Here is a 25,350-nt window from a genome sequence, read left to right on the forward strand (position 1 = left end):
TGACACGGACACAAAAATGCCCGTTTCCTAACTTATGTATTGCAACTCATATCCCCAGATAATTGACTGAAACGGGCATTTTCCCGATAATCTACCGGACAGTCAATCACGCAGGGGACATCTTGAGCGAGCGCTTCCTTCAGGATAGGAATTAAATCGCTGGCCGCTTCCACGCGATAGCCTTTTAAACCCATACTTTCGGCAAATTTCACAAAGTCGGGATTGCCAAATTTGATGAAATTTGAATGACCAAAATAATCTTCCTGCTTCCATTCAATTAACCCGTAGCCGCCGTCATTAAAGATGAGAGTCACAAAATTAGTACCGATGCGCAACGCAGTTTCTAACTCTTGACAGTTCATCATAAAACCGCCGTCGCCCGTTGCTGCTACTACTTTGCGATCGGGATAAACGAGTTTTGCCGCCACCGCGCCTGGAATCGCAATTCCCATTGCCGCAAATCCGTTGGAGATTAAACAGGTATTCGGGCGATCGCAATGATAGTGCCGCGCGATCCACATTTTGTGAGCTCCCACATCAGATATAACAATATCTTCCGGGCCCATGACTTGCCGCAAATCGTAAATCAGTTTTTGCGGCTTGATCGGAAAACCGTCGTCGTTTGCATATTGTTCGTACCCAGCCCGAATATCCGCCCGCAACTGCTTAGCAAAAGGATCGGTTTTCTCCATGCGATCGGCACGCTGCAAAATTTCATTCAGCGAATCAGAAATATCCCCCACAACTTCTACAACAGGAATATAACTGCTGTCAATTTCTGCTGGCAGAGCTCCAATGTGAATAATCGGAATTTTGCCGTCAGGATTCCACTTTTTCGGGGAATATTCAATCAAATCATAGCCAACAGCAATCACTAAATCTGTTTCTTCAAAAGCACAGCTAATGTAATCCCGTTTTTGCAATCCCGTCGTCCAAAGTGCCAAAGGATGAGTATAAGGAATTACACCTTTGCCCATGAAAGTATTAGCTACCGGAATATTTAATCGAGTAGCAAATTCTGTCAAAGCATCGCTGGCATTAGCGCGAATCGTGCCGTTTCCTACTAAAAGCAGAGGACTTTTTGCCTTAGAAATTGCTACAGCAGCTTTATTCAGACTTTGGTAAGCGCCAAAAGTTTTTTCGCGGTTGTCTTTGGTGAGTGGCTCTCCTTCTACAGGCATTGCTGCGATGTTTTCTGGCAAGTCAATGTGAACTGCTCCCGGCTTTTCGCTTTGAGCAACTTTAAAGGCTTTGCGGACGATTTCTGAGGTGGTGCTAGGGCGGACAATTTGAGCGTTCCACTTAGTAACTGGCGCAAACATAGCGACCAAATCTAAATATTGGTGCGATTCTATGTGCATTCTGTCTGTGCCGACTTGTCCAGTAATTGCTACTAGAGGAGCACCGTCTAAGTTAGCGTCAGCAACTCCTGTCATTAAGTTAGTTGCGCCGGGGCCCAAGGTGGACAAGCAAACGCCGGCTTTGCCTGTGAGGCGGCCGTAAACGTCGGCCATGAAAGCGGCACCTTGTTCGTGGCGAGTAGTAATAAATTTAATTGAAGAGTTTCTTAGGGCTTCTAGAACTTCTAAATTTTCTTCTCCTGGCAGTCCGAAGACGTATTCTACGCCTTCGTTTTCTAAACATTTTACGAGTAGTTGAGCTGTGTTCATTGCCGTTTTTTTCCTCTGTAAGTGTGGATTTGTTTTTCTCAAATAATCTGCAATGTCGGGATTTATTGTACAGCTTTTGAGGCTGACAAAGTTTTTAGGCGATCGCACTCTGTCAACTTTTCGCAAAAATACTGCATTTGAGTTTATAACCGCAGATAGAAGAACGGGCGGGACGCCCGTGCCACCATAAACGGGCGGGACGCCCGTGCCACCATAAACGGGCGGGACGCCCGTGCCACCATAAACGCAGATAGATTTGGGTTTTTGCGAAAAGTTTATTGAGTGCGCGCTTATTTTACCCACACTGTTTTAATGTTGACAAATTCGTGGATTCCTTGGATGCTCAATTCGCGTCCGTAACCCGATCGCTTAATGCCACCAAAGGGCAATCTGGGATCTGATTTGACTAAGCCGTTGATGAATACGGCGCCTGCTTCTAGTTCGGAAATAAACCGATCGCTCTCTTCTCTTACTGTAGTCCAAGCGGTAGCAGCTAAGCCAAAGGATGTGCTATTTGCCAGGGCGATCGCCTCATCGATGCCTGCAACCCGGAATACTAAGGCTACTGGGCCGAAAAACTCTTGTTGGCGCGCCGCAGCATCCGGGGGAATATCTGCCAGAATAGTTGGCAAGTAGAAATTGCCGGCATTCTCTGACAATGGGCGGCCGCCTGTGAGAAGTTTTGCTCCCGATTTGATGCAAGCTTGCACTTGATTGTCCAAATCTTCGAGAATTTTGGGGGTAGCCAAAGGGCCGATATCGGTTGCGGGTAACATCGGATCGCCTACTTTTAATTGCTCGAATTTTTCCACAAATCCTTTGATAAATTCATCGGCGATTTCTTCTGCTAAAATAAAGCGTTTAGCACCTATGCAAGATTGACCGTTATTCAGGATTCGCGATGTGACAGCAGTTGATAAAGCTGCTGGTAAATCGGCGCTGGACATCACAATAAATGGGTCGCTTCCTCCCAATTCCAGCACAACTTTTTTCAAGTTTTTGCCCGCATTTGCTGCCAAACTTTCCCCGGCTGGTTCGCTACCGGTGAGAGTTGCTGCTTTTACGCGATCGTCCGCAACTATCTTAGCTACTTTGTCGGCTCCCACTAACAAAGTTTGAAAAACTCCTTCGGGAAAGCCAGCTTCCGCGAAAATTTGTTCGATTTTCAAGGCGCACTGCGGCACGTTGGAAGCGTGTTTGAGCAAGCCGACATTGCCCGCCATCAGCGTCGGTGCGGCAAACCGAAAAACTTGCCAAAATGGGAAATTCCAGGGCATTACGGCTAAGATAGCGCCCAGCGGTTGGTAGCGGACAAAGCTACTGCTAGCGTCGGTGGTTGCGGGTACGTCTGCCATAAATTGAGCGGCATTTTTGGCGTAGTAGCGGCAAACTAAGGCGCATTTTTCTATTTCGCCGATCGCCGATTTGAGTGTTTTGCCCATTTCCAGCGTCATCATTTCAGCGTAAATTTCGCGATCGCGCTCCAAGATATCCGCTGCTTTCTGCATCCAGATTGCTCGCTGCTCAAACGGCAGGTAGCGGTACTTGTTAAAAGCTTGCTGTGCTAATTCCAGCTTAGCTTCAATTGCCTCATCTGCGATCGGCTCAAAAGTTTTCAGCGTTTCTCCCGTTGCCGGGTTGATAGTAGCAATAGCCATTGTTTGATCTCCATTTCAAAAAATACAAAACTCCCTGCTATTTCTCCAGCTAGCTGGGGATTTGTTGTATCAATCTATTACAAAATTGAAATTTTACATCCACGTTTTCAGGTCTTGCTAACTTGCAAGTGCCGGGATTTGTTTAAATCTCTCAACTTTTAATTATAGTGTAGGGGAGCGATCGCAAATATTAAGAAATTTTGTTGTTAAAGTTTATGTTTGCGATCGAATGCGCCTGAGCAACTTCCAGGCTCTGCCTGGGAACCCATATAAGCGAGGCTCTGCCTCGGCTGGGACAATCGACAATGGAGGCAGAGCCTCCGGATCTCCGTTACCAGGCAGAGCCTGGTAACAAGTAACAAACGAGTAACTACACGCTCCTAAACAGACTTTTCCTGAATGTAATTCTGCACGTAAGACTGATAGAAATACCTGCTGCCCTTATCATTATTCGCCACCATTCCCAACAGCGGAATCCCCGCCATTTTCAAATCCTCAAAAGCCAACAACAGCGCCTCCCGCTCAGTTTGATTCAGCCCCACCACCAGCATCAATCCGTTAGTATGAGCCGCCAACAAATTCGCATCCGCCAAACCCAAAAGCGGCGCAGTATCGTAAATAACCAAGTCAAAATGACTTGCCAAAGCTGCCATTAAATGCTGCATTTTTCTGGAAGAAAGCACCTTTGTGGGATCGGGAGGAACCGGGCCTGATGTTAACACAAATAGGTTTTCATCACGGGGCGATCGCAAAATCACCTGTTTCACATCCAAATCCTCAGCAATCACGTTGTGCAAGCCTTGCCAGTTCGGCAAACCCAGCATTTCGTGCACCTGCGGCCTCCGCAAATCCGCATCCACCAACAGCACTTGCTGGCCCATTGCAGCCGCCGCCCGCGCCAGATTTACCGCCACAGTAGACTTGCCGTCAGCTACTTGACAAGACGTAATTACACAAGAATTGATCGGAGTATCAACGTTTAACAACCGAATATTAGCATTGAGCGATCGAAAAGCCTCTTGAAAAGCATCCGTAGGCATCGGCGAAGTTCCCACATCAATCGGAGTTGTTTCCGCAGGCGGCAGTCTCAAAATTTTATCGCTAGCAGGAATTACCCCCAACAAAGGCAGGCGAATCGAGTGTTTGACATCCTCTGGAGTGTGGAACACCGTCTTATTATTAAACCGTTCCGCCAACTGCGCCGCCAGCATCCCAAACAGCAAACCAGCCAATCCTCCCAAAGCCAAATTCAAAGGCATAATCGGAGCCACAGCCATCAACTCGCCATTTTTGTAGCGCGGAATTTCCGGCTTCGCAATAACTTCCCAAGCCACCTCTTTTTTACCCACAGCTTCAAGCTGCAAAGCTTGCTGTTTTGCCAGCAAACTATTCAGCGTACTGTTAGTCAACTCCGCCTCCCGCTGCAAATCAGAATAGCGCCGCAAAATCACCGGGAATCCTTGAGAATATTGATTCAACTGCTTAGCAGCCTGTTCCAAAACTTGATTCCGCACCCCCAACACCTGAATTAAATTAGCAGTACCGATAAACTGTTCGATTAACTTAATCCGCACCGGATCTTGAAAAGCCAGCACTTGCGAATTCACCTTAGCCAAATCAGTTCCCAAAACCTGTTGGGCTTCTTTCTTCAACAAAGGAATCAAATTTTTCCGCTGATCTCGCAACAATTGCATTTGCGGAGAGTTGTCTGTATATGTAGCCGAGTTAATCGCAATTTGCCCTTCCAATTGCTGCAATTGAGTCAGCATCGCTTGATAGCGGGGAGCTTGACTCAGAGCCGAAGCCATCAAGGCTTGTTGCTGGTTTAATCCCAGCTGATTTTGCAAGTTGGCATAGAGCAATCTCTGCTGGTTGAGCTGCGTTTGCGCGTCCAATCTTTGCGCTTGAAGTTGGCTGATTTGCTGCGCCAGTTGTTGGGTTTGAATTTGCGGATCGATGAAATTGTATTGCTGGCGCAACTTTTGAATTTCAGTTTGCAGAACTTGTTGGCGCTTTTGCTGGTTGGGAATTTGCGATTTCACAAAATCCAGACTCTGGCTAATTTGAGTTCTGGTATCTTGCACGCTGTAGTTGCGGTAGCCTAGGGCAACTTTTTCCAAAACAAACTGAATTTTTTTCGGATCATAATCCCGATATCTAACTTCGATAATTTTGGTATTTTTGAAGCGATTAATCGACAGCCTAGTTTGCTGAGAAAACGGCAAATTATCTGCTTTTTGGTTCAAAAGGTAGTTGTAATTTATTTCGGGATATTTAGCCCGCAACTCTTTGATAATCGGCGACATTACTTGCGGGCTTTGCAAAACTTGTATTTGCGATTCGTAGTCAAAACCTGGCTGCTCTGGAGTTGCGGGGGCTGCGGGTTGCAGTTTTACCTCGCCGGAGTAGATTTTTGCTAAAGTGTTTTGCGTAACTGCGGGTTCTACCAATAATTGAAAGCGCCCTTCGTACTCGCTTTTTTGATTCAGCGTCCACGCAAAAACCCCGGTTGTCACTGCCGCTGCTACACCGATCACTAACAGGGAGCGACTGCGGCAAACTTCCCAAAAACTTAACTCTTCTTCCTCTGTATTGTCTCTGCTAAAAAATTGCTCTTCTTCATAAAGCACGGAAGATAATTTTTGCTGTCCAGCGGCTTTTTTATTGTTATTAAACAGTGTTATTTGAGATTTTTTCCCTGGTTTCATTTGATTTCTACAACTTATTAGTTTAAACATCTGTACGGCGGGCGCAGTTTCAGAAACCCGGTTTCTGACTAGATATCTCGTTACCAAACTGAAATTTTTTCTAGAAAGCGGGTTGATGAAGCCTTAGCGCTAGTCTATTCAACTCACCGAAAAATATTGAACAATCGGAATATTCCCAACAGTGGGCTCAGAGGAGCGAGAGTCCCGCCTACATTATCCGAGAACGTGGCGCGGCTCGATCGCCTTACCATAATTACATCATTATTTTGCAGTTTGGGATTAGTTTCCTCATTGGCGGTTGCGGAAAAATTCACCTTAACGCTTAGTCGCGAAACAGTACCGTTAGGATTGAGGCGAATTAAATCCACCGAATCCATTTCTGCCCGCGATTTATTAAAACCTCCCGCTGCTACCAGCGCTTGATTTAAAGTAGTGTTGGGCTGTAAAGCAAAAGCCCCCGGTTTCACAACTTCTCCCACCAGACTCACCTTAATCGAATCCGGTGAAAAATTAGAATTAGCAACTTGTGCGCCTTCGAGTGCATCGAGATTTTCGGCTTTGGGAACAATTACCGTATCTCCCTGTTGCAGCGCTAAATCTTGGGATACATCTCCCCCTTCCAAAAGTTGCCACAAATTCACATTAATAATTTGTTCGGTACCCGCCCGCGTCAGGCGGCGAACTTGTATTTGTCTGATATCAGCTACCGGCGTAATACCGCCCGCCATTTTAATAGCTCTCGTTACAGTTTGCTGCAAAACAGTTTCCCCGGAGCCGGGAGTTTCCCTCGCAGCAAACAAACCAGAATCTGCACCCATTTCATTCTCTTGTACCCTACTTTGAACCTCTTTGGCCAAAGTATAAGTACCGGGGCGAGTTACTTCGCCCACCACAGCAATATTAATTGGTTGAGTGCTTTGTCCGGTAATGTTAGCTACTGCTAAAGTCGGTGCTTCTTGGCGGTTGAGGCTAGTTACAGTGGGAATAAATATCGTATCGCCGTCGCGCAAAGTCATATCGGCCCGCAAATCACCGTTTTGCAATAATTCCCACAAATCCACACTAATAATTTGTTCGGGTGCGTTGCGCTGGGGGCGGCGGATTTTGATTTGCCGCACGTCTGCTGACTGGGTAATTCCGCCCGCCATTCGCAGAGCTCGCGATATCGTGGGCATTTGAGTTCCAATTTGCTCTGTTGTGCCTCCGGGGCCTGCTGCTGAAGATATTGTATAGGCTCCGGGGCGGTTGATTTCGCCCGCGATCGCAATTTGCAAAGGCCGCGGCGCTAGTAGTTTCAGCGTAATCCAAGGACGCTTGAGATATTTGCCGTATCGCTCCTTGACAGCATTAGAAGCTTGTTCTAAGGTCATTCCAGCCACGGATAGGCTGCCAATTAAGGGCAAACTCAGGGAACCGTCGGCCTGTATTTGGTGTTGACCGTTGGGGCCGCTGTATTCCGGGACGTTGAAGATGTCCATTTGAATGCGATCGCCCGCGCCCAAAGTGTAAACTTCCGATCGTACACTTGAAGGTGCACTTGCCGGAAATGTCGGAAATCCCGGCGCTGCGGGTACCGGTACAGGAAGGGGAGAACCCGAAGCAGGAGGAGGAGGAGGAGGAGGCAAAAACTGGGCCGCCGCCGGAGATGAACCCACCGCCACCGCCAGCACTGACACGGTTAAACTTTGGACAATTAAATTTTTCACAGCATTACTTGCCCGATAACCCAGCTTGTCGCTTTTGCTCAAAACCTCTCCCTCAGTTGCTTTCCTGCAAACAGAGGCGAAAAATCCTCTGCTTTCCCTCTGTGCGGAGGAGGCCGAAGGGTGAGATTTTTGATCGAGTTGTACGCCGCGCGAAGAACTTTTCACCACCATCGCTGTTTGCCCCTATCCTCTTCTTACCCCGCCAACATCAAATGTAACCCAACTCTTCTAACTTGCTCAGAACTTTTTTAACACTCTCTTCGACACTTTCCCCCTCTGTGTAACAAACGATCTCAGGATTGAGCGGTTCTTCATAAGCATCGTCAACGCCCGTAAAACCTTTGATTTCTCCGGCTCTGGCCTTAGCGTACAGCCCTTTGACATCACGCGATTCGCACACTTCTAACGGTGCTTTGACATACACCTCCACAAAATTTGGCTCGATCGCCCTAATTTCGTCGCGAATGGCTCTGTAGGGGCTAATAGCTGCCGTAATTGCCACAATTCCATTGCGACTCAACAGGTTCGCGACAAATCCAATCCGCCGAATATTAGTATCTCGGTCTTCTTTGCTAAATCCCAAACCTTTTGACAAGTTGGTGCGAACGACATCTCCATCCAATATTTCAACTTTGCAGCCTCTCGCTTTCAATTCGGGTTCGAGAGCTTTGCTGATAGTTGTCTTGCCGGAACCGCTCAGCCCGGTGAACCACAAAATAAAACCTTTGTCCATTTTCAATTGCTTTTTTAGTAGTGAATTGTGAGGAAATTACAGGATTTATTATTTTACTGTCGCGGTTGCCCATTTTCTACTTTTTTTTGATTTGAAAGGCGATCGGTCTCACAATAACTAATTTTTTCGATCGACGCAAAGGATGTTCTTGATACAGAGGAAGAGCAGAAATAAGTAATCTGAAAGTGTTGCGGAAATAAAAAATGTGCGGTCTCTGCGTAATTACCGATATATGATTTATCAAGTCTTTACATCTTAAAATTTAATTGGCGATCGCAAGCGTGCCCAACATCTATCCCGTAGCACCTGACTGAGCCTCTTGCAATCTAAAATCTAAAATCTAAAATCTAAAATCCTATTCCCCATGTCCCCAACCTTAAAAGCAGATGTTTTGGTAGTCGGTGGTGGCACCGGCGGCACCGCAGCAGCCGTGCAAGCAGCCCGCCGAGGTGCCAAAACTATTTTAGTCAGCGAATTTCCCTGGCTGGGAGGAATGCTGACGACAGCAGGCGTTTCAGCTCCAGACGGCAACGAATTAGCCGCCTTTCAGACAGGTTTGTGGGGCGCGTTTCTGGGGGAACTCCAGCAGCGACAGCCGGGAGGTTTAGATTGGGGCTGGGTCAGTTTTTTCACTTACGATCCCCGCATCGGTGCTGAAATTTTTGCTGATTGGGTTAAGTGTTTACCAAACTTGCAGTGGATTTCTGGACAAATTGCTCAAGATGTGCTATGGGAAGGCAACAGAATTTCTGGCGTTCGGTTTGCAGATTTTACGGTGACGGCAAAAATCACTTTGGATGCAACGGAATTGGGAGATTTGCTGGCTTTAGGGGAAGTTGGGCACCGCTGGGGTTGGGAATTCCAAGCTGAATGGGGAGAACCCAGCGCGCCGATCGCCTCTAACGATCTCACAGAACGGTATTCGGTGCAAGCTCCGACTTGGGTGGCAATTATGCAGGATTTTGGGGAAGGTGCGATTGCGCCAGAAATTCCCGCGCCGCCTGTTGACAATCCCGATCGATTTTCCGATGCTTGGAAAGATTACACTCCCGAGCAATTTCTCAATTACGGTAGGCTTCCCGGCGGATTGTTGATGATTAATTGGCCGATTCGTGGTAATGATTATGGTGAAGGAGTCGATCGACTAATTGGATCAAAAACATCCCGACAAGAATTCCTCCAAGAAAGTCTCTGGCACACTCAAAGTTTCGCCCGCTTCATTCAAACCAAACTCGGCCGCCGCTACGGCTTAGCACAAAATATTTTCCCGATTTCCCAGATCGAAAATCAACCCAATTCTTCCCTGCTTTCTGCTTTCGCCTTGCACCCTTACTACCGAGAAAGCCGCCGTTTGCGAGGGATAAGTACAGTCACAGAACAAGATATTTTGCCGTTTGTCGGCGCAAAAGTAGCGAAATTGCCGATCAATTCTGAGGGAATTTGTGAAACAATTGCGATCGGCAACTACGCAAATGACCACCATTATCCCAGTGGCGACATTCCCTTGCAGCCCAAATCCATCCGTTGGGGCGGCCGCTGGACTGGGACTCCGTTTACAATTCCCTACAGTGCGCTAATTCCTGAGAGTACAGACGGTTTGCTAGTCTGCGAAAAAAATATTTCCGTGTCTCACATTGCCAACGGTGCAACTCGCTTGCAGCCTGTGGTGATGAATATCGGACAGGCGGCGGGGATGGCGGCGGCTTTGTGCGCGGAAGCTGGATGTCAGCCGCGGGATTTGTCGGTGAGAGTTTTGCAGGAAGCTTTGCTGCAAGATGCTGAGGCGAGGGCGACAGTTATTCCTTTATTTAATTTGACACTAGATCGATCGGATTGGCTCGATCGGCAACGCTATTATCTCGATCGACCTCAAGCATATCCCGCCAGCGGCGAATGTCCTTTTCCTTTGTCAGTCAAAAGCGATCAAAAAACCGGGTTTCTCAACGAAAGTTCTGTATTTGAACCCAGAACCTTGACATTTGAACCGGATTTCTCTGTAAATCCCAGCGGTAAAACAGCAAATACCGACAGCCAATTTTCGGGCATTTTCCGCCGCCTGAGCGCACAAGATTGGACGCTAACCCTGACAAGTCCCGCATCCGTAGCCAGTCAAACTTGGCAACTCGTGACTTTAGATTCGGAAACCGACAGATTTTTACATAATTGCGAAACCGAAAAGCCTCTGACAGTATCGGGCAGGCTGAATTTTGCCGGTGCTTGGCTGCTGGCAGGAGCAGTAGCATTGAATGGGTAAGGTTTTTTGCAAAGTTCCGAAAATTGCCAGAAATCTATCCTGATCGATCCAGGCAAGTCCGTATCAGGTAATAGACACTGACACGGATACTACCCATGCAAACCTACACTGCAATTGCTTTACTGAGCCTGTTGGGCATTACCTTGAGTGCTAGCGCCACTCGATCTGTGGAAGGCCTAGTCGAATTGCTCGAAATTGTTGCTCGTTATATTTTCTTGGCGCTAACTCCACAACACAAAGGCGATCGTTCTCCAGAAAGAGGCAGCGGACGCAGAGAGTTCGTTCAGCCTCATCTTTACACACATCAGATATCAGCATTTTAAGGGCATGGGGACGAAAGGGAGTTCCACCAATGAGTTGGTTTCGGCCACCCGTGTCGAGCGCTCGATCTGATTTTCTGGGATTCTAGGAAAGTCAGGTTCGTCAGGCAACTGCACTTCTTGTTGACAGTCATGAGGATATTTTTTGTGTGTAAAAAATGATAGAATATCAAGCTTCAACCGCCATTTATCGAGAGATTTAGTCTTGTATTTGGCGGTTTTGTATATTCAAGGCTTTAGATACATTTCACCCTGTCAAGTTAGGCAACTAAAATTTACTGTGAGTGACACAATTTTAAAAGTTAAATAATTCTCGCATCATGTTTTTTGGATAATCTGGCAATTTCTGGGAAATCAATCCTGATGAGCAAGGGAAAAGTCCGTATCTCTAAATAGACACTCACACGGATACTACCCATGAAAAACTACACAGCAATTGCTTTATTGAGCCTGTTGGGCCTTAGCTTGAGTGCTACCTGCGCTCTATCCCTTGAATCCCCAGTCGAACAGCTAGAAACTGCCACCGCTCATCAATATATGTTGTCAGCGCAAACTCAACAAAGAGGAGAGCGCGAGCCCAGGAAAGAACGTCGGCCACGGCGTGATTTTATGGAGTCCCGCACTGACATTCAGCCACTATAGCAATTTTAATCGCATTGCCAGAAACCTAGTTCCGCAACTGACTTATTTCGAGGCTGGTTTCGAGGCCGCCCGTGTCGATCGAGCCAACTAATTTTCTGGGACTCTAATTTTTCTGGTTCGTCAGCCAACTGCACTTTTTGTTGACAGTTATTTGACAGTTATTACGAGATTTTTTTTAATATTAAAATTAGCATATCAATTTGGAGCTGCCATCTACCTAGAGATAGATTATAGTAGGTGGCGGTTTTGTATTGAAAACGCTTCAATTAAATAGGAATTACCCACAGGTCTCTGATCATCCGGGTTTTTCAACCGATTCCCCAGGGCATCAACCCCGTATTTTAGTTGATCGAACCTGGTGTCGCCGTCCACGAGTATTCAACAACTGTTGCGATCGGAGCCGCCTCAAATTCCTCCATCGCAACAATTCTTTACGTTTTCCTCCCGCAGGTGGGGTTTGATTTTCAACGCCTGCACTATAATTGACCTGCGATAACTAACTTATATATAGGTAAACCCCTGAGTGCAGAGGGTGCAACACTCTACTTAAATTCACCAATAAGAACCACTTATTCGGTGTCGATCGCCTTCGAGTCAATACCCCAGTGACATCAGGAAAATTAACCGGCCTGAATATTAGGGTAGGTGGCAAGGTTTCCGGTGAGATTCAGCTATGCTTGATTCGGCGCTCTCGCAATAATTTTTAAATGGAGGACGACCAGATGCCTCCAGGTTTTACTATTTCGGAGATTGTGATGAAAAATGACTCTTTGGATCTGGTCAAAAGCCTCAGCCCTAGTGCAATGGATCAGATCATGCTATATCTGGCGTTTAGCGCCATGAGAACCAGTGGGCACAGGCACGGGGCGTTTCTAGACGCGGCCGCAACGGCGGCTAAGTGTGCCATTTATATGACTTATATGGAGCAGGACAACAACCTGCGGATGACCGGACACTTGCATCACATTGAGCCTAAACGGGTGAAGGTGATCGTTGAGGAAGTCCGGGAAGCTCTGACTAAAGGAAAATTGCTGAAAATGTTGGGTTCCCAAGAACCTAGATATTTGATTCAGTTTCCCTATGTCTGGCTGGAACAATATGCTTGGGTTCCGGGACGGCCTCGGATTCCGGGAAACAGCTTGACTGCGGATGAAAAAAAATATCTCGAAGGCAAGATTCCTCCTAATCCGCCTGACGCTCAACTGATCAATTCTTTTCAGTTTATGGAGCTGATCGAGTTTCTGCACAGGCGATCGCAAGAAGATATGCCTCCAGAAAGGCGAATGCCTTTGAGCGAAGCTCTAGCAGAACACATCAAGCGCCGCTTGATCTATTCCGGAACGGTGACTCGCATAGATTCTCCTTGGGGAATGCCTTTTTATGCCCTCAGCCGCGCAACTTACTCTCCAGCAGAGCAGGAAGAACGGACATTTACGATGGTGGAGGATACGGCTAGATATTTCCGGCTGATGCAGGATTGGGCGGAAAAACAACCGAAAGTAATGCGAGTTATGGAAACTTTGGATATCCCGCCGGAACGGGTAGAACAGGCTGTTGAGGAATTAGATGAAATTATTCGCAATTGGGCCGATCGCTATCACAAGCGGGGCGAACCAACAATGATTGTACAAATGGTTTTTGGGCCGAAAGACGATGATTAGTTATTAGTCATTGGTCATTGGTCATTGGTGATTGGTCATTGGTGATTGGTCATTGGTGATTGGTCATTGGTGATTGGTCATTGGTGATTGGTCAGTAGTCATTGGTGATTGGTCATTGGTGATTGGTCATTGGTCGATCGCTTGACAGTAATGACTAATGATGAATAACTAATAGTCTTGGAGGCAGAAACCGGATTTTTTACCGAACATACGGCGTTAATGCCTTGAATTATCGTAAAAAATCCGGTTTCTTGGGTCGCGATCGCGTCCAGGATTGACTAAGCTAAAAAAGCTTTCCACACAGAAACTAAGACGATCGCTGCGATCGCCCCGATCAGCGTATTAAAAAAATTCACTACCTCATTCGTCAGCCATTCAAACTGTGATTGCACCGTCGCGCCAATCACGCTCTCGATGTTGGTAGCAATAAAAGCTGCCATAACACAAAAAATAATTCCTGTCAAGTCAATTAAACCCACAGCCCAACTCACAAGCGCAATCAGAATCGAGCCGACAATACCTGCGATCGTTCCTTCCAAACTTACGGCCCCTTCCGTACCCCTAGGTACAGGCTGTAACGTAGTAATCAAAAAAGTCCGCTTCCCGTAAGCTTTGCCGATTTCGCTAGCGCAGGTATCGGAAAGTTTGGTGCAAAAACTCGCCGCATAGCCCAGCAATAACAGGGAAATCACATCTTGTGACACAGGCATCTTGCCTGTCTCTCCTAAAATACCGCCTGTCTCTCCTAAAATACCGCCTGTGTCTCCCAAAATAGATAATGCCAAAACTCCCACAGCACAAACAGTAGCGGTTAAAGCCGAGCCCCAGACATTTTCCGGGCCTCGTGCGCCCGATCGCTTTTCGGCAATGCCTTCAGCTTCTTTTTGGGCTTTGCCGATGCGGGTAACTCCCGATCCGACAAGAAAGTAAAACATCACCACCGCATAGCCTTGCCATCCCAAACAGCCCCAGATGATGACACCCAGGGCCCAGCCGTGAAATTGCCCAGCGGGTGTGAGTAATTTTTTAGGAGCAAGTGTGGCGATCGCGAGTAAAAATGTATTGAGGGCGATCGCCACCAACCAAGGATTAGACCAAGATAAATAATTAAAGAACAATTCTGAATTCTGCATTAGTACCTCCATGAGCCAAGTATTATTTCATCTTGCCTTCCCCGTGACCGATATTGCCCAAACCAAAGCCTTCTACGTAGACGGGCTCGGCTGCAAACTAGGTCGCGAATCGCCGAATTCGGCAATTATGGGTTTGTGCGGCCATCAAATTGTCGCCCACGTCAGCCACGAACCTTTGACGCCTCAGCGAGGCATTTATCCCCGGCATTTTGGGTTAATTTTTACGAACGAAGCTGACTGGGAAGGATTATTAGAAAAAGCCCAGCAAAACAACTTGAATTTCTATCAAGAAGCGAGAAGGCGATTTGTCGGTTTGCCTACCGAGCACCGCACTTTCTTCTTAGAAGATCCTTTCCACAATATACTGGAGTTCAAGTATTACTGCGAAGCTGAGGCAATTTTTGGTCGCAGCGAATACGCTGAAGTCGGCGATACAGTTTAGTAATTGAGAAGAACAGCGGGCGGTTGAAACCGCTTCTTGTCAAACACTCACGCGACGGGAGCGGGTTGAAGAGCGGGCGGTTTAAATTATACCATGCGTGAAAAATTGTTGATATGGTTATTAACCGTAGAGAAATTATCTGTCCGAAGTCATAACTCCCGACCGGACACGGCATTACCGTTTCCCTACAGGTGAAAACCTCTAATTTCTGATTCTGCAAGATTTCTTCAAATTGGTATTACGTTCTTTTCTTCAGTCCCTCTGAGCTCGGACTTCGTTAGACAAGAAGCGGTTTCAACCGTACGTCCGATCTAGATCTAAAGGTTGTTCTGGAGCTGGGTTGCGACTGCAATTGCTATTCATTTTTAAGTGGAATTTTATTTTTAATTGGTGCTTTTAGTTCTTCAACTAATGCGTTAATACTTTGAGGTTCTGTTATCATTTGGCGGTGCAGCATTACGTTGAGTTTAATTTCTTTACCTACTGGCATTTGAGAGCTGTTCGCCGGTACAATCATTATGTCAAATGGCGTCCACATTGATGTAAAGTTTATGCGTTTGAGCACGGTAACATCTTGATTCAAATCGCGCAGCAATCCGCTATCGGGGCGCATATCCAGGTATCCTGGTAAAGGTAGGGAATAGGCGGTGAGGGTTCCTTTGTGAGGGGAAGATATGGTGATGAAACGCTCGACTCGGTTAATTCCTCCAAGTCGCTGGACGTAGTAGCGGCTGACGATGCCACCCATGCTGTAGCCTACTATGTCTAAAGGCTGTTGTGGATCGAAGGTTTCAGAGATGTAGTCTGCGAGTTGCTTGGCTAGTGAGTCGAGGCCGAGGCTACCGTCGTTGGGGGTGAGGTTGAGGCTGTGGACACACCATCCGAGTTGGGTGAGGTGGGCGGACATTTTGCTGAAAATAGTCTTTGTGTCCCAGATGCCGTGGATCAGGATGACGGGATTGCGATCGAGCGAACTGTTCATTTGAAAAGAAAATTGCTTGCCGATTACAGCATAAATCACTCCCCTAGGGAGTTTGACCCCTGGTGGGACAGCTAGCGAATCGGATCAAGGTATTGCGGGCAAATTAGGAAATCAGTCATAAATTCTGAGATAATCGTAAATAAGTGCAAAGTTAAGACTGGCATTACTGAGTAAAAATTACTATAAGCTCTGCGTTATTCATCAAAAAATGTAAATTTTGATGAATAAATGTAGACAAAGGTTGCCTTAACTCGTAGTCTGACTTTGTTGACAAGCTTGTACAAATTTCTCTAAAAGAACAAAAGGAGTAAGTCTAATGTTTGGTTTTATCAAAAATTTCTTCGGCGGTATTTTCGGCTTTTTCGCCGGACTGTTGGGCTTGAAAAAGTCTGAATATTTCCTAGATTTGGGGGAATCTTCGGCGAAGGAACCCGCTAAAGTTGCACCTGCGAAGGTCGAGGCTGCTAAAGTTGCACCGGCCAAGCCTGAGCCTGTTGCAGCCGCACCGGCAAAAGTTGAGCCTGTTAAGTCTGAGAAGTCTGAACCGGCTAAGAAGGCTAAGGTAGAGAAAAAGTCTAAGAAAGAAAAAGAAAAAGAGCCAGTCGCTAGCGTTGCTGCTAAGACTGCGGAACCGGCTAATGTACCTGCTGCAACTAACGGGAAAGTGCCGAGTCAAGCTGAACCGAATCGGACTTTTGCTCCTAATAATTTAATGCCGATACCGACTGGAACTCGTCGCAGCCCGGGCCCAAGCATGAACAATTTCCGGGAAATGGCCCGCCAGGTGAAAACCAAATAGGAAGTTGGGAATTGGTCATAGGGAATTGGGCATTGGATAATTCCAAATGCTGGGGTTAAAAATTAAAAATGACGAATGCCATTTTTAATTTTTCAACTCTTTTTTTATTCCCTATTTCCTTGGTTCCTGAGAAAGGCTAATCCGCTGTATAGCTGGAACGCTGGGTCCCAAGGAGTTTCGGATTTGCGATCGACCTCTACATGAGATTCGATTTTGCTCAACATATGCGTGTAATCGAGAACTGTCTCGGCAAAGAAAGTGAATTCCGACCAAACTGTAACGTCAAGCTGTTGGTCAAATATTTCCAGTAAGTGATTCCAGTTAATTCGGGTGGTACTTTGAGGGATTTGTGGGGATTTTTTGACTCGGGAAGTTTTGTTTTTTGCGGAGGGTGAAGCTGGGCTAGTTGCTGAGATTTTGGTGAAGTCAACGCCTTGTTGAAATTCGTAACTTTGGTCGCAAATTCGGAGAATGCAGTTGCGGCTGGGAATGTGCAAGTCGCAGATTTGAGCGTAATCTTGGGTGATTTCTTTGTGGCGAAATTGCTCGGTTCTGCGGTTGGGCGAGTAGTCCATGATTTCGATGAAAATTGGCAACAAGCCTTCTATTCTTTGGCTGACTTCTGACCAGTTAAATTCTATAGAACCGAGTCTATTTAGGTTATCTTTGCAAACCACGGCTGGGGAAGAGAGAGACTGGAAGTGTTGCACTCGGAAGATTTGGATTTTTTGAATGTCGGCTAGGGTTGCCCAAAATACGGGAATGCCGGCGTTGAGAAGTTCTTGGCCGTAAATTCGCAGTTCGGCGATGGGGCCGGTTTTGTAAAGTCTCCAGCCGCGGCTTTGGATTTGCATCCGGGTTGTGTAGGCGTCGATGTTGAAGATTCTGCTGATATTTTGTACGGCTGCGGGCTTGTCTTCGGGACTCACGGGTTCGAGGATCAGGAGTCCGGGTTCGAGGCTGCTGGGGTCGTTTTTGGCGGTTTCGATGGCTTGTTGGCGTCGGTTTTGTTGTGCGGTTTCAATGCGTTGAATGCCTTGGCGGGCCTGGGAGACGATTTTGGGGTTGGTGATGTCGCGGAGTATTTGTTTGTAGGTTGTTTGGGCTTTGTCGGCGTTGTTGGTGAGTTCGTAGTAGCGCGCCATGTAGTATTTCACCCAGGGATTTTCGGGGGATTCTTGTTTGAGTTGTTTGATGAGTTGGGCGGCTTGTTTGTAGTTTTGGCTATCGAGGGCTGCGGCTATTTGGTTGATGTCTGTCATGGCGGTTGGGAGAATGGGTGTGTTTCTATCTTGGCTGATGTTTTGTGGGTTCCGCCAGTGGTTAACAACTTTTGCTTTTCTGTTAGTGTGTGATTTTAGGCTTTTGCCAAAAATAAGATTTGGATTTTTTAACCGCAGATGAACGCGGATGAACGCGGATGTGTAGAGTATGTTTCTGAGAAGTGCTATATAATATTTTGGCTGGTGTTTGTTAAAGTTGATTGGAATTAATGCTTAAGGTGTATGAACCTTTGCTGGTGCGATCGAGTCCTTGAACAACTATTTTGTAAGTGCCGTTACTGGGCAATTTTACGGTTATTTGGGATTCTCTATTATTCACGCGAACAGCTTTGATATCTACAATTTTATCGCCGCTGGGAGCGATGAGTGTTACGAAATGCTCGAACGATCTGCTTTTGAGGTCGATGGTGATGGATTGATTTGCACGTCCTTGGAAGCTGTGTTCGCGGTAAAAGCTGCCGTTGGGAAGGCTGGGATCTCCGTCTTTGAGGGTTCCTCGCTGCTGTAGGATGGAAAGGGGAGTTACTTTTGGTTGATCGACATTGCTCAAATCTAAGCCATAATTTGTCACTGGTACATCTAGGCCATTTCCTTCTCTAACTGCGATGATAAAGGCTGTTTTGTTGTTGGGGTTTCTGGCTATTTTGTCAATAAATTGTCTTTGTATTTTTTCTGCGTTTAGAACTTTTGGTTGGTTAAAATTGGGTTGTGAAATACAGAAAAGTGCGGCTCCATCTTGATAGCGGGCTGCGTAGAACCAATATTTTTGACCGTTAGTTGTAAATTCGTTTCTGCTAAAGATAGTGTATCTTTCGATTTGCGGTAGTTGTTGGTTGCGGCGGCAATTTTTATCGATGTAGATTTCGTTAGCTGATGGCTGCGGTTGCGCGAAGACTGCTGGTGCGATCGCGGTTATAATTGCTGAGATTAGGGTGATGGTAAAGGGGAGGGTTTTCATAAAATATTTGCCTCTAGGGATTGTTTTCAGGTGTTGTACTCAATACGCGGAGTAATTGTGTTTTATGTCTGTTTTAAATATTTTTCTAATTCCGCAGTCCGCACTTTTGTCAGGCGCTCCAAACATTCATTGAGGAAACCTTGATAGCCAGTACCGCCGCGATTTTTGTAAACTTCAAATTCGCAGGTTTGATCTCTTACTTTTATCCATCCTAGACTATAAAGCATCGTAAGCATCCATTTCCGGTCGTTCCCAATCCTCGGCAAATCTGCTCAACCTTACCCGTAAATCTGCTGCTTGCTCCCGATCGATACCGCGAGATTGCAGCTCTACTAATCCTGATTCTGCCAGAAAAGTAACGATAACTTTCCCTTCTGTTAAGTCACCCGGAGTTTCCAATAACACAACTTTGCCATCTCGATATATACCCTTTACTGATTTTAACATTTTAGTTTTTTTATGATAACTAACTCACATTTTAGCTTTCCTTACCAGATATAGCAAATCTCCGAACTATTTTTGGGTAATTAGCACTTCTCAAAAGCGGCTCCCACCAAAGATAAAGCCACCATCGGCGCTGTCACCGCCCTCAAGATTCTACTACCCAAAGAAACAGGTTCAAAACCAAACTCGATCGCCCTTTGCACCTCACCATCAGTCCAGCCGCCCTCCGGGCCAACCGCAATCGCGATCGATTCCGGTTCTTGCTCCCCCCTTAGCAAGGGGGGCTGGGGGGGTACTAAACCAATCAAACAATCCCACAAATGCCGATTGTCCCCGCGAGCAAGACAAATAAATCGATGCTTTTGACTGCAATCTTTCACAGCCAAATCAAACGAAACAGGTTCTAAAATAGTCGGCACAATTTGACGTTCCGACTGTTCCGCCGCTTCCGCAGCAATCCTTCTCCAGCGATCGACCTTTGGAGCACTCGGTTTGAGCAAAGTGCGATCGCTCGTCACCGGCACAATACTTGCCACCCCCAACTCTGTCGCCTGCCTGACAACCTCGTCAAAGCCGTTTCCCTTGGGCAAAGCAGCCATCAAAGTTACGGCAACAGGTAGCTCCCTGTTAGCGGCAATCTCCTCTGTTATGGAGGCAAATAACCCGGTTTCCCGCACCTCTAGGATGGCAGACCACCAATGCCCTCGGCCGTCCATCGCTATAAATCGATCGCCCGCTTGCAACCGCAGCACCCGATTTAAGTAATGCTGCTGTTCCTTAGTTAAGTCGATTTTGTTAGCTAAAATTTGGGCGGCAGTAACTGCTAATCTTTGTAATTGAGCCATTGAATTTTAGATTGCTCGTTTTCTATTAGATTTTTTTATTGAACCGCAGAGAGCGCAGAGAGCGCAGAGGAAGAGAGGAAGAGAGGAAGAGAGGAGATAGACTGTTTACCCCATTTATTTCTTAGTCCGCGGAGGCGGACATCGTTTGTATAGAAGCGATTTCAATCGCCGTTTTCATCTAGGACATCGTTTGTATAGAAGCGATTTCAATCGCCGTTTTTATCTACAAAGAAAGCTGTTCATAAATATTAAAGGCAAAGCATTTACAACCGGAATTATTTTACAAATTCCAAGTTTTTTTGTGCAAATGCTCTGCCCTTATATTACTTTTGCCTGAACTCTATTGGATGCGAAGGAAAATCGAAAATCGAAAATCGGCTTATCCTTCCTCCTTAATCTTCTTCAAATAAGTCGAAATTGCCTCTGTCGCTAGCTGCGTGATTGGCTTGCCTTGACGGGCTGCTTCATCTTTGAGCTCGTTGTAGATTTCATCGCGGACGCTGATGCGACGGCGGACTTTGCCACCGCCAGCAGTGGCAGTCTCGTTTTCATCGTCGTTACTAGACGTAACAGCTAAATCATTAATCTCAGTTGTCATCGAGTCAGCAGATTGGTGATTGGTTACAAATTGACGGATAGATTCTAACCCAACGCGATCGCAAAAATCGCCAAAACTCTCGCTCGTTTGCCGTTTTTGCTTGAAATAAACAAAAATTGGCTCCAGAAAAGCTTCAAAATCGTTGACGTGCAGCTTTTCCTCAATTGGTTTTGCCAGCCGCGTTTGTGAGGGAGAACCGCCCAGCCAAATCTGGTAGGATTCCGGCGAACTCCCGACAAACCCCAATTCTGCCATATAAGGGCGGGCGCATCCATTGGGGCAACCCGTCATCCGCACCACAAAATGCTCGTCTTCTAAGCCAACTTTGGTCAAACTCGCCCGAATCCGCTCTAAAATGCTGGGAATTATGCGCTCTGACTCGGTAATCGCTAGCCCGCAAGTCGGGAATGCCGGACAAGCCATAGCGTAGCGCACCAAAGGATCGATCGCCGTTTCCGCCAGAATGCCGCTGCGCGAGAGTATTCCCTGAATTTCCTGTTTGATATCCGGCGAAATATCGTAAATCATCACGTTTTGGTGCGCCGTCACCAGTAGCGGCAAGTTGTACTTCTGCACGATTTGGCGCAAAGCGGTTTTTAGCTGAAATGAGCCTTCATCTTTAATCCGGCCATTTTCGACGGAAATGCCGACAAACAGCTTGCCGTCGCCTTGTTCGTGCCAGCCCAAGAAATCAAAATACTTCCAATCAGGCAGCGGTTTAAACGCTTCTAGCGGTTTGCCAAAATATTCTGCGACTTTTTCTTGGAACCACTTGACGCCTTTGTCATTAATCAGGTACTTGAGTCGGGCGTGCCGTCTGTCTGTGCGATCGCCAAAATCTCTTTGGGTTGCTACAATTGCCTTGACCAAATTGTAAACATCATCCTTGGCAACATAGCAAATCTCGTCAGCAAGCCGCGCAAAAGTCTCTTCTTTGTTGTGAGTGCGTCCCAAACCGCCACCGGCAAACACGTCAAAACCTTGCAACTCGCCAGCTTCATTGGTAATTACCACCAAGCTCAAATCCTGAGAGTACAAATCAATTGAATTGTCTCCCGGTACGGTAACAGAACACTTGAACTTACGCGGCATATAATGCTCGCCGTAAATCGGTTCTTCTTTGTCGTCGCTAAAAATTGTACCGTTGCCGTTTTGCTGTCTGGCGGCCTTGACAGCGGGGTCTTCCTCAGCCGAAACAGCTTTTTCGCCGTCGAGCCAAATTTCGTAATAAGCACCGGTTTGCGGTGTCAGCAAATCGGCGACATTGTTGGCGTATTGCAGCGCATACTGGTATTCTGGGCGATTTTTGTACGGTGCTGGAGGTGCCATGACGTTGCGGTTCAAGTCGCCGCAAGCTCCCAAGGTTGACCCCATATTTTGAATAATTGAGGAAAACACTGCTTTAAGATTTTTTTTGAGCACGCCGTGAATTTGGAAACCTTGGCGCGTTGTGACGCGGAGCGTGTGGTTGCCGTATTCTTCTGATAGCTTGTCTAATGCCAAGAATAGCTGGGGTGGAACTAAGCCGCCAGGATTGCGGGTGCGGAGCATGAACTGATAGTCTTTTTCTTGTCCTTTAACTCGATTGTCGCGGTTGTCTTGCTGGTACGAGCCGTGAAATTTGAGAATCTGAATCCCGTCTTCGGTGAAGTGGGTTGTGTCTTGTAACAGTTCAGTCGCAACGGGTTCTCGCAAGTAGTTGCTGCGTTCTTTGAGACCTTCTGATTTTGAGGGCTTGCGCGCCGCAGGGGTTGAAGTCGTAGATGTAATCATGGGAATGTGTAGTGCCAGTTATAATTAGATAAAGGTCGATCGAATATTTCTTGACAATTTGACACTTGACAAATTTGCACTTGACAAATTTCCTCAGAAATGCTGTGTCGGATTTGTTGACAACTCGGTTAACAACTAAGTTAATAACGGTAATCCGGTAGGAATTCTGATGTTGTTTAATTGTAACACGATCGAGCTGGGGTCTGAAAATTGTAATTAAGAGTTTATACTTTCGCTAGCTTAACTGCCGGAAACTTTAGAAATAATTAACCTCAACCTTTAAAACTATGTCACTGTATGACGAAGACACCTTTGTGGTGTTAGAAACAAACCAGCCGGAGCAGTTTTTGACTGCGGCGGAACTATTACAAAAGCTGAAAGCGGTCTTAGCTCAGGAACACGAAGATTTGCCAGCCGATGTGCTGAAATTTCCTTCTGTGGAAGCTCAAGCTAAGTATTTAATTGATACTTATTGTGAATTAGATGTCGGGCCTGGAAAATTTTTGCAGTGGTACGCAGTGCGCTTGGAAAAGTAATTTTTGGCAGTTGTCAGTGGGCAGTTGGCAGTTGGTGGTTGGCAGTTGATGGTTGTTACTTGTTATTAGTCTTTGGCTATTTCTTTTTACGACAGCCAATAACCAATAACCAATAACCAATAACAACTAACTATTCTTCTAACTGTTGAACTGATGATACTTCAACGGCGGTAACATCGATCGTACCGGGCGGCGTCATGCGGCTAAAATGACCTTGCTCTATTTTCAGAGGTTCGCCGCAGTTGGCACACTGAAACTGAGTTTGATTTAAAGCTGTAAATTCGTATTGACAAACTGGACATTTGTCTTCAATTAAATTGCGTTTCAGCCACCACTGAAGCGCGAAAAATGCGACCACAGGTGTCAGTACCAAAAAACCTACTACAATCAAAAATGATTTAACTACCCAACCCAAACCAATTGACACTAACAAACACGCAATACCCAACAGTATCAGCCAATTGCTAATACGGGGTAGCTTTAAAGAAATTTTGGGCGTGCCTTGGTTCACGGTGGTCTCCTTGGGTGTCTTTGCAGGTAGGCATAACTCTATCCTACTCAGAAATTCAGGCGGTCGATCGAGTTAATATTCCCATTGTACACGCATCAACCGCTCTCTACGGCATAAGTCGATCTGAGTCTGAGGATTCAAAAATTCCTTCTAAGGATTGACAAAGCGATGCAAAACTAAATCTTGTCAGAGTTTGTTCTCTCAACCAAGCGCGATCGCACTTTTTATCTTCTCCTCGCAGCATTTCCACACAAGCAACCGCTACTGCTGCCGAATCTCGGTGAGGAACTCGCCATCCCAGTTTACCATCTTGCAGCGGATCTGCCGACCCGTCCGCGTCCCCCGCGAGCACGGGTATTCCGCAAGCTAGAGCTTCCAAATAAACGATACCGAAGCCTTCCTGGGAGGGCATTACATAAGCATCCGCCAACTGGTAATGTTCTGCTAAATCTGCTGTCGGTACAAAACCCGCAAATATCACTCTTTCGCTAACTCCCAAATCTTGGGCGAGTTTTGCTAATCTAGGGCGATCGTCTCCTCTACCAATTACTAAGTATTTCACATTGGCAAAGGTTTTTGCTATCTGCGGCAAAGCTTGAATTGTGACATCGACGCCTTTGTAACTATCGTGCGATCGCAATCTAGCTACGGTCATCAATATTTTAGCACCTACCAAATCGTACTTTTCTAATAAATGCGCTTTTTTGGAGCCGATAGTAAATATATTTTCATCTACAGTACAAGGCACTATTTGGAATTTGTCGGGATTTAAATTGTTCAGTTCGCAAGTGCGCGCGCGTGTGTACCTGCTAATCGTCCAAATGCGATCGGCTTGTGTCATTGCTATTTGATATTTTGGCGTCAGCGGTTCCCAAACTTCTTTGCCGTAAGTTAAAATAGTGTAGGGAATTCCCAGCGGCTGACATAACATTCTAATTAGCGGTGCGAGTTTGATGTGACCGCAGAAAACCCGTTCCGGTCGTTTTTGCAGCAAGCAGGTTAGCAATTTGGCGGCAAACTTAAGACGGCCAAGCCAAGCGGGATGAGTTTTTAGGTAATAAAATTTGAGATTTTTTGACTCGAAGGGATTCTGGCAATCTGGAGTGGTGCAGAAACCGGGTTTTTTTGGGGAAATATTGGCTTCTAACCCTAGAACTCGGTTAAAAAACCCGGTTTCTTGAATATTGGTGCGTAAGTCCTGATTTTTTGACTCGAAGGGATTTTGACAATCTGGCGCATCTCGCAACAGCAAAACTTCTGCTGGCGGGGGAAATTTTTGTGCTGCGGTTATTGACAGGTAAGCTTTCAGGATGTCTTGAATGTAGGATTGAATGCCGCCTTCGCTGGAAAATATCTCTAGGAAACAGAATAGGTAAGAAGACTGGGCGGTTGAAACCGCGTCTATACAAACAAAACCCGCCGACGCGGGTTGAATACCAGAAGTCGTAGGGTGCGTCGCCATGAAAAATCTCTAGCTAAATATCGACAATCTTACAGCGACGCACCGGTGCAAGCGCATGGCCCGTGTCAACAACCCATTCTCGGCTTTCATGTGGGCCCCAAAAACAAAAAGCCCCTCACCATCGCTGGTTCGGGGAGAAAATTATCAGGGTGCATCTACTAATGTGCTTAGTATAGCATCATTTTGTGGGGTGTCACCCATCATGGGTGACACCAACGCAGTTTTTTGATGA

The 25,350-nt window shown here is 46.4% G+C and carries 23 protein-coding genes; 8 read left to right on the forward strand and 15 right to left on the reverse strand.

Annotated elements, in window-relative coordinates:
- Positions 1-32: 32 nt before the first annotated feature.
- Entirely contained in the window at positions 33-1,670 is a 1,638-nt protein-coding gene (locus QUB68_RS09175; protein WP_442923059.1) for an acetolactate synthase large subunit, read from the reverse strand.
- A gap of 52 nt (positions 1,671-1,722) precedes the next feature.
- Between QUB68_RS09175 and QUB68_RS09180 the strand changes: the two genes are divergently transcribed.
- Complete coding sequence (locus tag QUB68_RS09180) at positions 1,723-1,860, forward strand: hypothetical protein (RefSeq protein WP_332991963.1); 138 nt, start codon at positions 1,723-1,725, stop codon at positions 1,858-1,860.
- A gap of 100 nt (positions 1,861-1,960) precedes the next feature.
- Here the strand turns inward: QUB68_RS09180 and QUB68_RS09185 are convergent, their stop codons facing one another.
- From QUB68_RS09185 to cysC, 4 genes are all read right to left on the reverse strand, one after another.
- Positions 1,961-3,328 carry an NAD-dependent succinate-semialdehyde dehydrogenase gene (locus QUB68_RS09185; RefSeq protein WP_332991505.1) on the reverse strand — a complete coding sequence of 456 codons (1,368 nt, stop codon included), beginning with the start codon at positions 3,326-3,328 and terminating at the stop codon, positions 1,961-1,963.
- A gap of 380 nt (positions 3,329-3,708) precedes the next feature.
- Positions 3,709-6,036, reverse strand: coding sequence for a GumC family protein (locus QUB68_RS09190; protein ID WP_332991507.1), 2,328 nt, complete (start codon positions 6,034-6,036; stop codon positions 3,709-3,711).
- 143 nt (positions 6,037-6,179) lie between these two features.
- The gene (locus QUB68_RS09195) at positions 6,180-7,907 is read right to left on the reverse strand and encodes a polysaccharide biosynthesis/export family protein (RefSeq protein ID WP_442923060.1); all 1,728 of its coding nucleotides are present in this window, start codon (positions 7,905-7,907) and stop codon (positions 6,180-6,182) included.
- 43 nt (positions 7,908-7,950) lie between these two features.
- Positions 7,951-8,481, reverse strand: coding sequence for an adenylyl-sulfate kinase (gene cysC, locus QUB68_RS09200; protein WP_332991511.1), 531 nt, complete (start codon positions 8,479-8,481; stop codon positions 7,951-7,953).
- A gap of 358 nt (positions 8,482-8,839) precedes the next feature.
- Here cysC and QUB68_RS09205 point away from each other — a divergent pair, with 358 nt between their 5' ends.
- The 4 genes from QUB68_RS09205 to hetR all read left to right on the forward strand — a co-directional run bounded on the left by QUB68_RS09205 (position 8,840) and on the right by hetR (position 13,352).
- The gene (locus QUB68_RS09205; RefSeq protein ID WP_332991512.1) at positions 8,840-10,729 is read left to right on the forward strand and encodes an FAD-dependent oxidoreductase; all 1,890 of its coding nucleotides are present in this window, start codon (positions 8,840-8,842) and stop codon (positions 10,727-10,729) included.
- Positions 10,730-10,824: 95 nt separating this feature from the next.
- A complete protein-coding gene (locus QUB68_RS09210) occupies positions 10,825-11,052 on the forward strand; it encodes a hypothetical protein (RefSeq protein WP_332991514.1) in 228 nt (75 codons plus the stop codon).
- Between the two features lie 414 nt (positions 11,053-11,466).
- Entirely contained in the window at positions 11,467-11,691 is a 225-nt protein-coding gene (locus QUB68_RS09215; RefSeq protein WP_332991516.1) for a hypothetical protein, read from the forward strand.
- A 755-nt stretch (positions 11,692-12,446) separates the two neighbouring features.
- On the forward strand, positions 12,447-13,352 hold the full coding sequence (gene hetR / locus QUB68_RS09220) for a heterocyst differentiation master regulator HetR (RefSeq protein WP_332991939.1): 906 nt from the start codon (positions 12,447-12,449) through the stop codon (positions 13,350-13,352).
- A 278-nt stretch (positions 13,353-13,630) separates the two neighbouring features.
- Here hetR and QUB68_RS09225 read toward each other — a convergent pair whose 3' ends face one another.
- Complete coding sequence (locus tag QUB68_RS09225) at positions 13,631-14,485, reverse strand: DUF92 domain-containing protein (protein WP_332991518.1); 855 nt, start codon at positions 14,483-14,485, stop codon at positions 13,631-13,633.
- Between the two features lie 10 nt (positions 14,486-14,495).
- Here QUB68_RS09225 and QUB68_RS09230 point away from each other — a divergent pair, with 10 nt between their 5' ends.
- Positions 14,496-14,927: a VOC family protein gene (locus QUB68_RS09230; protein ID WP_332991520.1), complete on the forward strand. Its 432-nt coding sequence runs from the start codon at positions 14,496-14,498 to the stop codon at positions 14,925-14,927.
- Positions 14,928-15,282: 355 nt separating this feature from the next.
- Here QUB68_RS09230 and QUB68_RS09235 read toward each other — a convergent pair whose 3' ends face one another.
- On the reverse strand, positions 15,283-15,909 hold the full coding sequence (locus tag QUB68_RS09235; RefSeq protein WP_332991523.1) for an esterase/lipase family protein: 627 nt from the start codon (positions 15,907-15,909) through the stop codon (positions 15,283-15,285).
- A 316-nt stretch (positions 15,910-16,225) separates the two neighbouring features.
- Between QUB68_RS09235 and QUB68_RS09240 the strand changes: the two genes are divergently transcribed.
- Entirely contained in the window at positions 16,226-16,708 is a 483-nt protein-coding gene (locus QUB68_RS09240) for a hypothetical protein (RefSeq protein ID WP_332991525.1), read from the forward strand.
- Between the two features lie 104 nt (positions 16,709-16,812).
- On the opposite strand, the gene QUB68_RS09245 is transcribed toward QUB68_RS09240, so the two are convergent.
- From QUB68_RS09245 to sir, 6 genes are all read right to left on the reverse strand, one after another.
- Positions 16,813-17,970, reverse strand: coding sequence for a tetratricopeptide repeat protein (locus QUB68_RS09245; RefSeq protein ID WP_332991528.1), 1,158 nt, complete (start codon positions 17,968-17,970; stop codon positions 16,813-16,815).
- A 211-nt stretch (positions 17,971-18,181) separates the two neighbouring features.
- Positions 18,182-18,949: a PPC domain-containing protein gene (locus tag QUB68_RS09250; protein ID WP_332991529.1), complete on the reverse strand. Its 768-nt coding sequence runs from the start codon at positions 18,947-18,949 to the stop codon at positions 18,182-18,184.
- 62 nt (positions 18,950-19,011) lie between these two features.
- Complete coding sequence (locus QUB68_RS09255) at positions 19,012-19,176, reverse strand: lysozyme inhibitor LprI family protein (protein WP_332991530.1); 165 nt, start codon at positions 19,174-19,176, stop codon at positions 19,012-19,014.
- Positions 19,166-19,396: a hypothetical protein gene (locus tag QUB68_RS09260; protein ID WP_332991532.1), complete on the reverse strand. Its 231-nt coding sequence runs from the start codon at positions 19,394-19,396 to the stop codon at positions 19,166-19,168. Before QUB68_RS09260 ends, QUB68_RS09255 begins: the two co-directional genes overlap by 11 nt.
- 80 nt (positions 19,397-19,476) lie before the next feature.
- The gene (locus tag QUB68_RS09265; protein ID WP_332991534.1) at positions 19,477-20,238 is read right to left on the reverse strand and encodes a 16S rRNA (uracil(1498)-N(3))-methyltransferase; all 762 of its coding nucleotides are present in this window, start codon (positions 20,236-20,238) and stop codon (positions 19,477-19,479) included.
- A 379-nt stretch (positions 20,239-20,617) separates the two neighbouring features.
- Complete coding sequence (gene sir, locus QUB68_RS09270) at positions 20,618-22,609, reverse strand: sulfite reductase, ferredoxin dependent (RefSeq protein ID WP_332991536.1); 1,992 nt, start codon at positions 22,607-22,609, stop codon at positions 20,618-20,620.
- Positions 22,610-22,896: 287 nt separating this feature from the next.
- Between sir and QUB68_RS09275 the strand changes: the two genes are divergently transcribed.
- Positions 22,897-23,145 (forward strand): chlororespiratory reduction protein 7, encoded by a 249-nt coding sequence (locus tag QUB68_RS09275; protein ID WP_332991538.1) that lies wholly within the window; start codon positions 22,897-22,899, stop codon positions 23,143-23,145.
- A gap of 130 nt (positions 23,146-23,275) precedes the next feature.
- Here QUB68_RS09275 and QUB68_RS09280 read toward each other — a convergent pair whose 3' ends face one another.
- Both QUB68_RS09280 and QUB68_RS09285 read right to left on the reverse strand, forming a co-directional pair.
- Positions 23,276-23,656, reverse strand: coding sequence for a hypothetical protein (locus QUB68_RS09280; RefSeq protein WP_332991540.1), 381 nt, complete (start codon positions 23,654-23,656; stop codon positions 23,276-23,278).
- A gap of 106 nt (positions 23,657-23,762) precedes the next feature.
- Positions 23,763-25,118 (reverse strand): glycosyltransferase family 4 protein, encoded by a 1,356-nt coding sequence (locus QUB68_RS09285; protein WP_332991541.1) that lies wholly within the window; start codon positions 25,116-25,118, stop codon positions 23,763-23,765.
- Between the last annotated feature and the right edge of the window lie 232 nt (positions 25,119-25,350).

The organism is Microcoleus sp. A006_D1, from assembly GCF_036702805.1.
In the GTDB taxonomy this organism is placed as follows: Bacteria; Cyanobacteriota; Cyanobacteriia; order Cyanobacteriales; family Microcoleaceae; genus Microcoleus.